Here is a 13,941-nt window from a genome sequence, read left to right on the forward strand (position 1 = left end):
TTTGTTCATATTAGCTTTAACGGTGGGAACAAGTCAATAGCTATTCGCATTTATTATGCCAGAAATAAAAATCTCTCTTACCCAAAACAGGATAAGAGAGAGCAACAAATTCACGAACCTAGCCTTGAGCAGGCGACTCACGTTTGAATAGCTGGCGGGGCATAGACAATGCCATACGCATATAGGAAAGCGGTATCAAACCAACAATTATTCCTACCAGCCCATATACTATAACGCCCACCCCAATCGGTAGCAGGAAAAACAGTTCGCGCAAAGGCCAAATTACCAACACCATTACTCCAGTAGTGATTAGGGTTCTAAGCAATACCAGCAAAAACGACCGATTGATTGTGCCTTTAGAAAGCAGCTTTAAGCCAATGCCGGTGGTTACTATCTCACTGATGAGCAAGGTAATACCAGCGCCTACTGCGCCATTATTCCAAAGGTTCTGAGTCAGGGTAATCAAGCCGAGGTTAAGCACAAAATTGACAATGGTGGAAACAACATTAACTTTAGCCCACACTCCTTGTCGATCCTGCGCAATCAGCGATTGCACTACCCCAATACCTAAATAGGTAGGAATGATACACCACCCTAAAATAATTAAAATCGGCACTGAAGGTTCAAAGGCGCTACTATAAAGTAAATTAATTATGGGTAAAGCCAACACGGTAGTACCTGCCGCCATCGGAAAGCTTATGCCAATGAAAAAATTCAAGGTGTTACGGGTCATTTGTATCTGATTGTCGCGGTCTTGTTGTGCCATACGGCAAAGCGCCGGGAGAATAGCGTTTCCTACGATTACGGGTACAAATAATAGCGTACCGAACAAGCGAGTAGGTACATTGTAGTAACCGACCACCGTCTCACTAGTCATTACCGATAACATAAGAGCATCTAAATACAAATATATTTGGAAGGTTATATCCATTACAAAGAAACCAATACCACCTTTTACAACCTCTTTGATGGTTTCTCGCCCCGGTTTCAAAGTTATATGGCTAACACGTGAAAACCACCAGTAATTGAGCAGAACTGAAGGGATTACGGTTATCAAACCTACCGCTGCAATAGCTACTACTCCGAAACCTAATATAGCAAATAAAATGCTCATGCCGGTGAAAAGCCCATTGGAGAATATCGAGTCGTAAAGACTATATTGCATTTTCTCCATACCCTGCAGTGCCGCTCGTATCGGTCCAGTTGATATAGTAAGTACACTGGATATGGCAATGAGGAGTAAAACTGTTTTAAGATCGCTGCTAGTTACAAATAAACTATAAACCAATACTACGCTTGACCAACAAAGCGCACCCAGTACCACGTTTATAACAATAGCCGTACCAACCAGCAGATGTGCTCTCTCAGGATTACGCGCTACTTCCTTTACCAGAAACATACGGTTGCCAAGGGTTGCAAGCACCATAATTATCTGTGAAATAGACCAGCCAATTGCCAGCACCCCCACGCCCTCCGGTCCCAAAAAACGAGGCACGAAGATGGCGTAGGCAATGCTCATTGACCAGGTTACACCTTGACCTGAGCTGAGTAGAAGTATATTTTTAAAGACCTTATTTTTCATTTCAATAACATACCCTTTTTTTGTTTGGTGCGATTAAATAAGAATAGCTTACGACCACCAAACTTATGCACCTCTGGCAAGACTTTTTGATAATGCAGGTTAATAATTGCCAAAAAGACACCCATCAGAGAAGTCAGTCGATACCCGCTGAGCGCGACATCCACAAAGGCAAATACCAAAATCACCACAAGGCTCAGACCCGCAAAAAGGGTAAAACCCAGTTCTGGACCGGCACGGGAGTATTTAATAATCTGTGCCAATTGAAAGAAACCGATACACTGTAACAACCAGAATAGAGCAAAACCTACGATACCTACTTTTAACCAGATCCATAGAATATTTACATGGGGGGTATATAGCTGGAATATAAAGCCATCGAGGCTGATAAGCTCTACGGGTGTATAAAAGGGTTGCCCGAAACCAACACCGAATATACGGTTTTGCATTATAGTGTAATGCACATCATATTTTTCGACCAAGCGATACAGGTCGGAACTGGCATCGCGGGCGGAAGCCTGACCGGAGAGTTGCGAGCGAATTGCGCGCGCCGGCATACCTAGAGGGCTACTCTGATTAGTCCAGAAAACCGCCATGTAAGGAGCACCAATGAGAACCGTAATTACTAACGTTATCCAGAATGCCTTACGCTTGCGAATAAATAAAATAACCAGATAAACTCCGTAGGCTACTACCAGACTGACAAAAGCAGCGCGCCTACCTGAGATCATCATGCTAAAAATGGAAGGGAACAGTAATAGAAAGTTGAAGAATTTATGCCATTTCCAAGTACCAAAACTTATCTGGCTGAGTAAATACATCGTGAGCATTGCAAAGAAAAGCGCGGTGTCATGGTTAGAGCCATTAAGCGAGTCCACATTGGAAGTGTCAAACCCTACAATCGAGTAACGTACTATTGAGATTAGGATTAAGCCGAGTACCCCAACCATAAAAACCCAGCTTACATGCTTCAGGCGTTTGAAATCTTGCAAGAAGAAAGTTCCCAGAAAGTACATTAATATGGCATAGACTAAACCACGCACTTCAATGATGGCAGTATTGAAATCGCCGCCGCGTCTCCAACCCCAAACGAAACCAAAAGCTATAGTTACGGCGAAACCTATCCAGAGCTTATTGGAAGCAGTTTTAATCCAGAATCTATCCCCGTTAGCGCGCGCCTTACTCCAGCCTGAGATAATAGTGGCTAACATCAGAATTTCGAGGGGTGTAAATTTCAGAGGAAAGCCTCGAATTTTGATCATCATCTGGAAAGTAATCATGGAAATCGGGTCGCCGGTAGTGAACATCTCACAGAAAGTGACGGCAAATATAATCAGGCAGAAACCGACAAACGGTCTGGCTAAAACTATGCTGATTACCGCAATGCAGGCGATCAAGGTTATTGGGAGTAGTAGCAAGGAATCAGTTGCCATCTTATAGCGCCCTACCCACATACATATATGCGACTATTCCAAGTATCACCATAACAGTCAAAATGGTGATTACACGCCGATCCAAACGCTCGTAGAAATAACCGACTACTAGCGAACCAAAAATAAGAAATAATACTACTTGCAAAACGACACCCCTTGGAAATTTTAGAGTTGAGAGCTACGAGTTAAAGGTTGGCAACTCGTAGCCCAAAGCTGAGTTAAACACCCAGGAGATTTTTAAGCAAACGTGGCATATTCTGTTTGGTTTTGTTAAGAATTACGCCCGCTTGTTTTTCGGTGGGGATAGTAGCCAACGAACTTTGGATCAAACCTTTCGGAGTGCTACCAGCCAACGCCACCAACATTATACGATCAATGAAACCGGAAAGGCGGGCTGCCTGAGCAGTCTGTTCGATTGGTGGCATATCCACAATAATAGCCGCATATTCCTGCCGTAAATAGCTGAAAAGTTTAGCTAAGCGTTCACTGCGCAAGGTTTTTAAATCTTGCCCCAAGCAATCCCCGGCAGGAATAATCCACAGGTCTGCCAACGCCGTTAAACGTGCCACAGATTCCAGAGCTATCTCGCCTCTCAGATATTCGCTCAACCCGACATTCTCAATACCAAGTTCCTCTGCCAAGTTAGGTCGCGAAAGATCACCCTCTACCAGTACCACCGGTTGCGGGATGCTTTGTGCGATAGCGGAGGCAATCCCCACCGAAGCAGTGGTGCGACCTTCTCCACGGACAGAGCTGGTGATTCCAACTACCAACGGGTCGCCTACTTCAGGAGTAGCTCTGAACTCCTGCTGGATACGATGATAGAATTCTTCATTTAACTCTATCTCGCGCTTACCCTTGCCGAAAAGGCTAAACTTGCTGTTATCAGTTGCCTTTTCTGGTTTTTGAGAGCCGGATTTTGCTGTCAAATTGCTTTTAGTAGTTCCACTTTGTACAGGCTCAATAGAGAGTTGAACCCCTGTATTGGAAGCTTCACCTAATTTGGTTGGCTGGTTGTCGCCTGACATCAGTTTACCCCTCCCTTGTTGTCAAGGTTCCTATCTTCCTGCGCCCATTTCAACTGGGACAACATCCGTTGCTTAACGTCAGGAGATTGAATTATCTGTCCGCTTCGCAGTTTGCGAGGCTTAGGAGTTTTAATGCTGGGCAGTTCAAAGGTTTTAATGTTTTCGAACAACTTCGCAGCGTGTGCCCGCATCCGAACAGTATTGTCAGTCCAAGTCAGTGCTACAATCGCCAGAGCAGAGAGGACTACACCAACTAGGAAACCACCCAGACCAAAGATCAAAAAGGTTAGCTTGTTATTGGTATTAGCCTCATAGGTTTCAGGCTGATCAACCACCCGTAAGGAAATATCTTTGCCATCTAGAGCAGCGTTGTACATATCTTCAGTAGATGACAACCGATTAACCAAGCTATTGTAATTGCTGTTAGCGGTATCGCGCTTCTGAAGTAGCACTTGGCACTGCAAATCTTCTTCTGACACTTGATTATTTTGTGTAGCTGAGGATGTAGTGCAAGGGTAGCGAGCAAGCATGTCCTTCAAGTTGCTTTCAGTGCTATCTAGGGTGCGTTGAGCGGCGTCAATTTGGCTTTTCAAGAGAGAAATGGTGCTCTGCCCGGTACGTTTGATTTCCTCCCGCTGCTCATACAAGAAACGCTCTACTATCGAGCGAGTAATATCGTAGCTGCGATCTGGTGAATTGTTAGAGTATTGGATAGAGAACGAATTATAACCGTTAAGCTTAATGTTATAATTGTCCATAATGTCTTTTATCAGGTCGCCTTCCTTAACAGCATCGCCAAGAAAGACTTGATATGGAGTACCCTTGATAACATCCCTGACGAACGTTCGTAACATCAGATACTCGGAAAGCACGCTAGATTTGCGGCTAGCCGGTGATGCATAGTTACTGCCATCATTTGCAGAACGCTGTAACTGGGAGTCTAGAAATGAAGATTGTTCTACCCAGACTGTGGCGCTGGTAGTGTATTTGGGCTTGATGGTAAAACTAAAACCTACCAATAAACCAGCCATTAATAGCGAGATGTACAAATAGATAGGCCAGTGCCTGAAAAATGTGTTGATGTAACGTGGTAGAGACATTCCTTTTCTTTCCTTCTTGTTACACTACGAGGATAGTCTTTTGTGCCGGTATTTTGCACATGACGCTGTGGCTGTTTACCTTCTATTAATGCTGTGCCACTACCCTCTGATACTTATAAAACTCCTCGAAATTCTTTTTCGTGCCAGACCCCTCTGTCTGCGCTTTTCGTAACAACTTTCACATTACCTATAAAGATGATACAACCAAGCCCTAAATATGATGTGACATTAACCAAAACCTTATATTACATCTTTATAATTGAGGCTTACTACTTTTTACGGGCTTCTGCTGCCTATTTATAAGGGTTTTAGCCCTAATAAGGATTTCAGGTAAAGGGTATAAGCCCTTTAATCAAAATAGCGAGGTTCATTTTTTCTGAGTTTCAAGCAAAAAGCTTTGATTGAGCTACAAAACTAATACTCTTACATTAATTGTAATTTTAGCAGTTTATGCAATAGGCTCTAGCAAGAAAAAAGTACCACTTATTCGAATTTAAACCTGTTGTTCCCGTTAACTAAATGTAATTTTGTCGTCAATTACAGGATGGGCAGGTTATTCAGATTAAAATTGCAAAAGTCGCACCGCCAGGTTGCTTTGTCTTGAGTCTGCGCACTAATTCGCATTGGCTTTCCGCAGTGACATACAAAACCCTCTAAACGAGCTGGATTGCCTACTACCAATCCGTATGCGGGGACATCTTCACTAACCACTGCCCCAGCGCCTACCATTGCAAAAATCCCGATGCGTACCCCCGGTAAAATGACCGCTCCGGCGCTAATAGTTGACCCATAACGCACTAGGATACAATCCATTTCATTTAATTCATCTGGCTTGGGCGCACCATTAAAGTAAATAGCGCGAGGATAACGATAGTTGGTAAAGGTAACATTTGAGCCTATAAAAACCCCTGTCTCAATCATTACACCCTGACAAATACTTACCCCATTCTGGACATGGACATTGGAGCCAACGATCACATCGTGATCGATATAGCATTGCATATCAACAATGCTGTTTTCACCAATTGTAGTTCGTTCGCCGATTTGTGTACCAGCATGAATTTGAACTCTACTACCGATATAAGCAAGCGGTGATATATGGGCACTAGGATGAATGAGACGCTCATCTTGCACCGTCGTATCGGAATTGCTAATCAGTTTTAGGTCTTCTCCCATAGCGTTTACTAAGGCTGCACTTATTATTGTTGTTCTTGTCATTGACCCATCTTCAGTCTTGAGTGGGTGAATTGTACTCTCTGTCGCTCCCATTAAATCACCATTTGTATCAATGTAATTTGTAAGTCACTAGTGATAACCCTAAAATGTCACTAATTTGTTGAGCAGGACTATACATCCCCTTATAATATTTCAAGTTTAGAGCTAATAATTTACAAACACATTACTCCGAAGTTACCTATCATTACATTTTCCTTAATTACTAAGCAACCGCTTGCATGGGCTTATTACAAGGTTGTAATCTCGCTGAAACTATCGGTTACTCACATTTCATTGACTTTTTGAGCAGGGGTTTATAAGCTATAGGGGTGAACTATTTCAAACAAAGATTTTATTCTGAAATCACTTCTGAATCGAAAATCGTAAAAAAAATAAAAATCTTGGGCAGTTTGCTTGTTAAAAATTTAAAGTCGCCTTGTGCGTTAAATTCTGGGGAATGCTGAATGGCAACACATTTTAGGAATACAAGTGGGATCAAAAATGATAGAAAAGCGTACAATTTCTGGCAAGAGTTTGCACTCTTTCTCTGGAATAATGCGCTGCTTATCGGCTTATCCGCTTTCTTTTTTTACCGCACCTTTTTTGAAGGACGGCTGAACCGGGCATTGCTACTGTTTTTGGTGGCATTGATCGGATTTTTAATCTGCCGCCTTTTAACTTTTGGACGCGGCAAGATTAATCAACTGGCTTACCGAATAGTAATGCTAACCAGCGTCAGCTTATTTATGGTAGCACTTTTTATTCAAACGATGCGCTTCATTTTCGTTTTCAAGCCCGGACTGGCAGAACCTACCTTGTCAAAATTGCTGGTACGAGTTGGAATTGCCAGCCTAGTGTTGTACATTTTTGGTCTGATTATTGCCACTGCCTATTATTTGCACGCGCACGACATGTTCAAGCGCATTTGGAATCCTTGGTTACCTAACTTGCTAGAAGCAGTATTTTCGCAAAGAAACTGGAAACAGGTGCGGCGCAGTACCCTAATCCTTACCCGCTTGTTGGTATGGGGTGGAATTATAACAATAATTCTACTGGGAATTGGGTTTGCTGCTTGGATATTGCGTGACTACATTTATGTTCAAATCGGCTAAAGCTTCCCAGCAAAAAATTAAATCGCTTCAAAAAGAGTAACCACATCAGTTGCTCTTTTTTGATTAATTGGCTAACGTTTCTGTAATACAGATGGTTTTTGATTTAACCCACTTTTTAGCACATTAATTAAGAATAATGGTAGTGATAGAATTTAATATTTATGGTTAAGCGGACGTAAAGGGAAATATTGGCAAGTTCGGTTATACTAGAAGTTAGTCGCTACATTGGATTGGCGCAATGAACTTGCCATGGGGCAACCAATAAAAGGAGTTCTTAGTAAATGCCGGTAGTCGATAAAACCCTTGAGACACTCAAGCAATTGAAAGGGCAAGCACGTCTTGCAAAATTGAGACGGTACTTTAGAATCGGGACTAACGTGCTTAGAGCAAAGATATATCTAAGAAAAGCCAGTTTTCTGGGCAAGTATGTACAGGTGTTGGGTAACCCCAGAATCGGAGTATGGGGTGGCGAAATGATAATCCACAATAAGGTGGTTATCGACTCAATTGTAGCACGGGTAGAAATTGTAGCGAACAAGGGTGGCAGGCTCGAAATCGGGGAAGGCACTTACATAAATTACGGCACTTCAATTGCGTGCAGCAAATCAATTGTAATCGGAAAAAAATGCTTGATTGGTACATACTGTAATATCATTGATAATGATTATCATGGCATTTTAGATCGAGATAAGCCCGCCCCATCACAAGAAGTAGTGCTTGAAGATAACGTATGGATTGGCGGTAAAGTTATTATATTAAAGGGAGTAACTATCGGGAAAGACTCGGTGGTTGCCGCAGGCAGTGTCGTAACCCGCAGCATCCCGCCACGATGTATAGCTGCGGGTGTTCCGGCTAAAATCATCAAAACATTCTAGGTAAATTACTTTTTGAAAGTATCAATAATTATGGATAAATTTGAAAATAGAAATGGGCGCAACGACGGTAAATTTTCACTACCTACCGTAACTTTTATAATGCCCAGCCACAACCGTAAAAACCAACTTGAACGAGCGCTCAAAGCATTGGCTGTCCAGAATTATCCTAGCGAATTGCTAGACATGGTTTTGGTGTTGGATGGCTGTTCGGATGGTTCGGCGCAAATGGTGGAAGCAATGAAGCCCGCCTTGCCATATCGTATAACCCTAATAGAACGAGCGCAGGGGGGACCTGCGGCGGCTCGCAATACGGCGGTACGCGCCGCTACCGGCGAAATTATTCTCTTCATAGATGATGATATTGTAGCTACACCTCAACTGGTAACCGAACATATACGTTTGCATCTGGAAGATGACCAAGCAGTGGTACTTGCGCCAATGGCTACCCCGAACGACCATGTACGACCTATCTGGGTACAGTGGGAAGAATACGCGCTGGAACTTAAGTATCGAGACATGGAAAACGGTCGTTATGAACCAACGGCACGCCAGTTCTTTACCGGCAATTGTTCACTCAGACGGCGCTGGTTTCTTGCCACCGGAGAGTTCGATGAGGAATTAAAGCGGGCAGAGGATGTTGAATTTGCATTTCGCCTTGAACAAAAGTGCAAAGTGCATTTTTATTTTAATCCGAGCGCAATAGGCTATCATTATGCCTACCGCACCTTTGAATCTTGGAAACGCGCCCAATATTTATACGGTCGCTATGATGTAATTATGGATCGGGAGAAGGGGCATACTTGGATAAGTAAGGTTATTTTGGAAGAGTTTTTGCAAAGAGATATAATTGTCCGTATGCTTGTGCCGCTATTCGTTAATTATAATTGGGTAAAGGGTGTTATGGGATATGTGTTCTTATTTGGAGCACATGTTCTTAAATTTATGGGCTTCAAGCGACTGGCTTTTAAGAGCTTGAGTTGTTTTTCCAATATTCTATACTGGCAAGGATTAAACGAAGAAATGATTAACGGTAGGAATACTAAACCTACTGAGCCTGCTCTAATGGAGGTTAAATCATGAAGCGAAAGACGCTTCGCAAAAACATTGCTCGTCCCAAATACCTGCTGCCCCTGGCAGTATGCTCCATAATTTTAAGTTCAATGCTCTTGGGCGCTTGTACTGATAATAGCGTACCTAGCTTACCACCGGGAACACGCGGTCCAATTATTTTTGAGTCCACTCCTACTGAGACAGCTAGTACTACAGCAGCAGCTACTACCACAGTCAATCGTGGAATTACCATTGATATTGACCAGACCAAAGTCTTGCACCAAATCAGCCCTTACATCTACGGTATAGCCGGTACAGATCAATCTACCGAGTATCTGCAACAATTACGCCCTACCCTTTTTCGTTGGGGTGGCAACCCTTCCACAAGATATAACTGGGTGCTAGGCAATGCCTGGAATACCGGGCGTGATGGCGGTTTCCACAATACCAGTTATAATAATCCAGCCGACCCCAATACGGTACGCAATGTGCTGGAAGAATCATTGCAAGTTACGAAAGACCTGAACGCCCCAATGCTTGTCACCATTCCCACCATAGGCTGGGTCGCCAAAAATAGTGATCCCCAATTCTTTTCTTGGCAAGTACCCGATCTTGGAGCAGTTCCTGATAAGCCCGGATCCCAAGCAATCATCGGCTATGACCCGACTGCCAACCGTCAACGTACTAGTGTGATTTCTAAAGCTACCAAAGGCGCACCCTTTGTTTTTCAACCCAATCCAGATAGCCCCGTTATCTACCAAGACGAACTGATTGCAAGGTTGGTGAAAAAATTCGGACGTGCTGATCAAGGTGGCGTGAAATTTTACGCAATGGATAATGAGCCGGAATTGTGGAGTACAACCCATACCGATGTACATCCCACCCGGGTGGGTTACGATGAAATTCTGAACCAGTTCCTAGAATATTCTAGCGCAGTAAAGGCGGTTGACCCAACCGCACAAATAGCCGGACCCACCACTAGCGGTTGGACATACTATTTCAATTCGGAGCTTGACCGGGGTAATGACAATTTCCGTACGGCTGCCGACCGCAAGGCGCATAATGATATGGCATTCCTGCCTTGGTTCCTTTCTAAAGTACGTGAATATGATGAGAAAGTTGGTTATCGTACCCTCGATATACTTGATATTCATTATTATCCGCAAGCTAGCGGAGTTTTTGCAGGCGATACCGGCACTAACGCAAACGACCTGCGCTTGAATGCGGTGCGCTCACTCTATGATCCCAATTATGTCGATGAGTCTTGGATTGCTCAAAGAATCCGCTTAATACCGCTTATGTACGAGTGGATAAACCAATATTATCCCGGTACCAAACTGGCAATCAACGAGTGGAATTTTGGAGCAGATCACACTTTGAACGGAGGATTAGCTATAGCCAACGCACTTGGAATCTTCGGGCGATACAATCTGTATATGGCATCATATTGGCAGTCTCCCGAGTCTAACGGAGCAGGTTTCCAAGCCTTCAAAATGTATACCAATTTTGACGGCAACGGTACGCGCTTCGGCGATCAGGCGCTGGATGCCAAAAGCAGTAGCCCTTTGTATATCGCCAGCTATGCGGCGCTAAATAACACAACCGGACATATGCAGATTATGCTGATAAACAACAAACCCGGTCGTAATGTTACAGTAACTGTACAACTGGCTAAAGCCATTGCAGAGCAGGATGCCGATGTTTACGAATTGAGCGCCAATACTAACGACCGTCTTGTTAAACAAACCCCGCTTAAAATTACCGGAGATAACTTCCCGGTAAGCGTTCCCGGTTATTCTGCTATCCTGATTGACCTGAAACCCTAAACTTGACAGTTCTTTCATCCTCTTGCTGTTTACGGGCAAGAGGATTTTTATTATTGCCAGCTTTGCTGCAATCAAGTCAACATAACTATTGATTTTACGCTAATATGCCGTTATAATACGCTGGAGTAAACATAACTCTATATCCTAATGTCTATTAATGTGGGGAATAATCGGCAGATTAAGCGGGAGTAAAGGGGCGCAACAACTATGAACCCTAGTGATTTGTTGCAAGAAGGCATTACCGCGGTGCGCAGCGGCAACAAGAAGCAAGGTGCCGAAAAGTTAATGGAATTGGTTAAACAGGACTCACGCAATGCGGAAGCGTGGTTCTGGCTTGCCGCCGCCACTGATAATCAGGAAGAAGCTGCTCAGTGTTTACGACGGTCACTGCGGATAGACCCCGGTCACACCCGCGCCAAACAAGCGTTGGAATCAATCGAGCAAGGAATGAGCGCGCCTACAAACACACCTTCTTCGGTGCCTCCGCTGAACTTTGACGCGACCGATTCTTCATCTCAAAGTATGCGCCCGCTCAACACCGGCGAATTGCTCAGTGGTTCTATGGGCTTCGATTCTCCTTATACTTCTTTTTCGCCCACGCCACCGCCACGCCAAGAACAACCCACCCGTAGCATGCCTATCGTTTCAAATGATCCGGTATCACTCATCGGCGATTTAAATACGCCGCCGCCGCCGCTTACCGGCAACGAACCGACCCCGCCGCCGCCTTTTGGAATGCCGGCATGGGCTAATCAGGCACCTCCTGTTGCTACAAATCAACCTGCCGCAGCACCTACACGTCCCAATCTTCCCGACCCTTATTCAGCTACGCAAGGTGCGCCCGGTATGCCACCGCCTTTTCAGATGCAGTCAGGAGGCACAGGGCTTTCTTTCGCCCAACTTGACCCGGCTGCCGCGCAAGCTCAACTGGAGGCTGCTGCCAAACCGCAGCCTGTGTCAGACCCTAACGCAGATTTGCGTGCCCGGTTACTTGGAAATATGTCCGGTGGTGTTGCGGCACCTCCCCCTCCGGTTCAACAAGCCGGTCAGGGACGTAATACCTTTACCCCTGATCCAAACTTAAAGCAGGCAAACGTGCAAACAAAAAAGAAAAAAGGCGGGATTAAGCCTATTTACCTGTTGATTGCATTTTTGGTGATTTTTGCGACAGTTGCAGCCGCCGCTTTACTCTTGCGCAAAGGCGACACTCCAATACAAATTACTGCCGATAACCAAACTGCTACTGCGGTAGCCGGAATTACCCAAACTCCCGCAGCAACAACTACGGCAGCGACTACAACCGCCACTGCCACCACCACTCCGCAGGTGGTAGCAACTACTACTGCCGCGGTGTTGCCCACTGCCACAACTACTACTACCGCCACTTCTACAAAGGCTGCGACTACAGCAACAGGAGCGACCGCAACCGCAACTTCGCGAGTCGTTATAATTACTACGGTGGCTTCACAAACTACCACCAAAGCGTCAACTACCACTACCGCACCTGCTACCCCTACGGTTGCGGTACCGACTCCATCCGCCGCAATTACCTTTGGAGCGGAGGTTCCCGAATCGGTACAAATTTTTGTACGCGATACCAATAGTGTGGTTTCGGGGCTTGGCTTCGTGGATACCAATATTGAGCGGCTGATTTTCAATCCCTTTAGGGCTGGCAAGTTGAACACGAACAGCGCTTCAAACAATGAAGAGTTGAATTATTACCTAGTAATTGCCGGGCAACTCTCACGCAAGCTCAAGGACTCTACCCCACCGGAGGGAGCACTTGATCTTGGCACAATCGCAGGCGATTACGCCAACCATATTACGGACATGCTGAATATGATTGACCGCTATAAGGTCACAGGGCAAGATTATTATATGCAGCAAGCATCAGCGCTATTGGATAAATCGCGCTCTGATCGCGCTCAATGGGCTAAGGTTCTGGCAGGTGGTTATCCCTACAAAGCGCTGCTTTCCTAGAATCCTGAAAACGCGATGGGGGCGAGTAAATATCGCCCCTTTTTATTTTGCTTTTCTAAGCAAAGTCATATAAAACGGCGAGACCAGCGGGAAAGCTCAACCAAGAAGGTAAGGGCATTCTACCATTATTTCAGGTTTGCCCATTGGGTGCAACCCTAACTCAAGACAGATATAGCGCAAATGCGTCTGAGCGCGCACCGTGCCTTTCATCCCTCCGGCACCAACAATTCCTAGCGGCTTACCGGACAGCAGGTTAACACGAAGCGGGCGGGAAGACTAATCCAACGCATTTTTTAACACGCCGGAAACCGAATAGTTATACTCCGGGGTGGCAATCAGCAGGGCATCAGCAGCACGGATGCGTTCCTTAAACTCGGTAACAGGCGAGGGTACGCCCGCAGTTTCAAGGTCGCTGTTTATAAAGCGGAATTGGGGCAAGGTCAAAAATCTCAATCTCTAAATCAGCTGGCTTTAATTCGCGGGCGAGATGCAGCAACGCCGTGTTGTACGAATTTTTGCGAAGGCTGCCTGAAAACGCCAGCACATGAATAGGCTCAGACATTTATATGGAATCCTTTCTCAAAAGGTTTTAATTAAGTAAGGTAAATTTTAATGGTGCTTACTTTTTGCAAGTAGTTCCACAGTCTATAATAAGTGCAAACATGCGGCAAGCCAAGCAGATTACAATATTCAAGGTAATAGACCTGTGTAACTAACGGAATTCGAGCGGGGTCTAGAGGTAT

At 44.8% G+C, this 13,941-nt stretch carries 11 protein-coding genes and 1 pseudogene; 5 read left to right on the top strand and 7 right to left on the bottom strand.

The annotated features are described in order from the left end of the window. Nucleotides 1-118: 118 nt before the first annotated feature. From OZ401_RS05140 to OZ401_RS05165, 6 genes are all read right to left on the bottom strand, one after another. Entirely contained in the window at nucleotides 119-1,582 is a 1,464-nt protein-coding gene (locus OZ401_RS05140) for a flippase (RefSeq protein ID WP_341469637.1), read from the bottom strand. Next, entirely contained in the window at nucleotides 1,579-3,012 is a 1,434-nt protein-coding gene (locus OZ401_RS05145) for an O-antigen ligase family protein (protein ID WP_341469638.1), read from the bottom strand. The genes OZ401_RS05140 and OZ401_RS05145 overlap by 4 nt, the downstream gene beginning before the upstream one ends. 1 nt (nucleotide 3,013) lies before the next feature. Next, on the bottom strand, nucleotides 3,014-3,157 hold the full coding sequence (locus OZ401_RS05150) for a hypothetical protein (protein WP_341469639.1): 144 nt from the start codon (nucleotides 3,155-3,157) through the stop codon (nucleotides 3,014-3,016). Nucleotides 3,158-3,230: 73 nt separating this feature from the next. After that, a complete protein-coding gene (locus OZ401_RS05155; RefSeq protein ID WP_341469640.1) occupies nucleotides 3,231-4,040 on the bottom strand; it encodes a CpsD/CapB family tyrosine-protein kinase in 810 nt (269 codons plus the stop codon). Then, nucleotides 4,040-5,140 (bottom strand): Wzz/FepE/Etk N-terminal domain-containing protein, encoded by a 1,101-nt coding sequence (locus tag OZ401_RS05160; protein WP_341469641.1) that lies wholly within the window; start codon nucleotides 5,138-5,140, stop codon nucleotides 4,040-4,042. Before OZ401_RS05160 ends, OZ401_RS05155 begins: the two co-directional genes overlap by 1 nt. Before the next feature lie 537 nt (nucleotides 5,141-5,677). Further along, complete coding sequence (locus OZ401_RS05165) at nucleotides 5,678-6,358, bottom strand: acyltransferase (RefSeq protein WP_341469642.1); 681 nt, start codon at nucleotides 6,356-6,358, stop codon at nucleotides 5,678-5,680. Between the two features lie 461 nt (nucleotides 6,359-6,819). Here OZ401_RS05165 and OZ401_RS05170 point away from each other — a divergent pair, with 461 nt between their 5' ends. From OZ401_RS05170 to OZ401_RS05190, 5 genes are all read left to right on the top strand, one after another. Next, nucleotides 6,820-7,467 (top strand): hypothetical protein, encoded by a 648-nt coding sequence (locus OZ401_RS05170; RefSeq protein WP_341469643.1) that lies wholly within the window; start codon nucleotides 6,820-6,822, stop codon nucleotides 7,465-7,467. Between the two features lie 281 nt (nucleotides 7,468-7,748). Beyond that, nucleotides 7,749-8,342, top strand: coding sequence for an acyltransferase (locus OZ401_RS05175; RefSeq protein ID WP_341469644.1), 594 nt, complete (start codon nucleotides 7,749-7,751; stop codon nucleotides 8,340-8,342). A 30-nt stretch (nucleotides 8,343-8,372) separates the two neighbouring features. Next, nucleotides 8,373-9,422: a glycosyltransferase family 2 protein gene (locus tag OZ401_RS05180; protein WP_341469645.1), complete on the top strand. Its 1,050-nt coding sequence runs from the start codon at nucleotides 8,373-8,375 to the stop codon at nucleotides 9,420-9,422. Beyond that, complete coding sequence (locus OZ401_RS05185) at nucleotides 9,419-11,218, top strand: glycoside hydrolase family 44 protein (RefSeq protein WP_341469646.1); 1,800 nt, start codon at nucleotides 9,419-9,421, stop codon at nucleotides 11,216-11,218. The genes OZ401_RS05180 and OZ401_RS05185 overlap by 4 nt, the downstream gene beginning before the upstream one ends. 207 nt (nucleotides 11,219-11,425) lie before the next feature. Then, nucleotides 11,426-13,198 (top strand): tetratricopeptide repeat protein, encoded by a 1,773-nt coding sequence (locus tag OZ401_RS05190; protein ID WP_341469647.1) that lies wholly within the window; start codon nucleotides 11,426-11,428, stop codon nucleotides 13,196-13,198. A 96-nt stretch (nucleotides 13,199-13,294) separates the two neighbouring features. Here OZ401_RS05190 and OZ401_RS05195 read toward each other — a convergent pair. Beyond that, nucleotides 13,295-13,760 (bottom strand): annotated as a pseudogene (locus OZ401_RS05195) (NADPH-dependent FMN reductase). Nucleotides 13,761-13,941 lie beyond the last annotated feature (181 nt).

This window comes from Candidatus Chlorohelix allophototropha, from assembly GCF_030389965.1.
GTDB lineage: Bacteria > Chloroflexota > Chloroflexia > Chloroheliales > Chloroheliaceae > Chlorohelix > Chlorohelix allophototropha.

Bases quoted from the DNA above. Each gene is read 5' to 3' on its own strand.
- OZ401_RS05160 (WP_341469641.1), bottom strand. From the start codon at position 5,140: ATGTCTCTACCACGTTACATCAACACATTTTTCAGGCACTGGCCTATC.
- OZ401_RS05175 (WP_341469644.1), top strand. From the start codon at position 7,749: ATGCCGGTAGTCGATAAAACCCTTGAGACACTCAAGCAATTGAAAGGG.
- OZ401_RS05140 (WP_341469637.1), bottom strand. From the start codon at position 1,582: ATGAAAAATAAGGTCTTTAAAAATATACTTCTACTCAGCTCAGGTCAA.
- OZ401_RS05170 (WP_341469643.1), top strand. From the start codon at position 6,820: ATGGCAACACATTTTAGGAATACAAGTGGGATCAAAAATGATAGAAAA.
- OZ401_RS05165 (WP_341469642.1), bottom strand. From the start codon at position 6,358: ATGACAAGAACAACAATAATAAGTGCAGCCTTAGTAAACGCTATGGGA.
- OZ401_RS05145 (WP_341469638.1), bottom strand. From the start codon at position 3,012: ATGGCAACTGATTCCTTGCTACTACTCCCAATAACCTTGATCGCCTGC.
- OZ401_RS05190 (WP_341469647.1), top strand. From the start codon at position 11,426: ATGAACCCTAGTGATTTGTTGCAAGAAGGCATTACCGCGGTGCGCAGC.
- OZ401_RS05180 (WP_341469645.1), top strand. From the start codon at position 8,373: ATGGATAAATTTGAAAATAGAAATGGGCGCAACGACGGTAAATTTTCA.
- OZ401_RS05155 (WP_341469640.1), bottom strand. From the start codon at position 4,040: ATGTCAGGCGACAACCAGCCAACCAAATTAGGTGAAGCTTCCAATACA.
- OZ401_RS05185 (WP_341469646.1), top strand. From the start codon at position 9,419: ATGAAGCGAAAGACGCTTCGCAAAAACATTGCTCGTCCCAAATACCTG.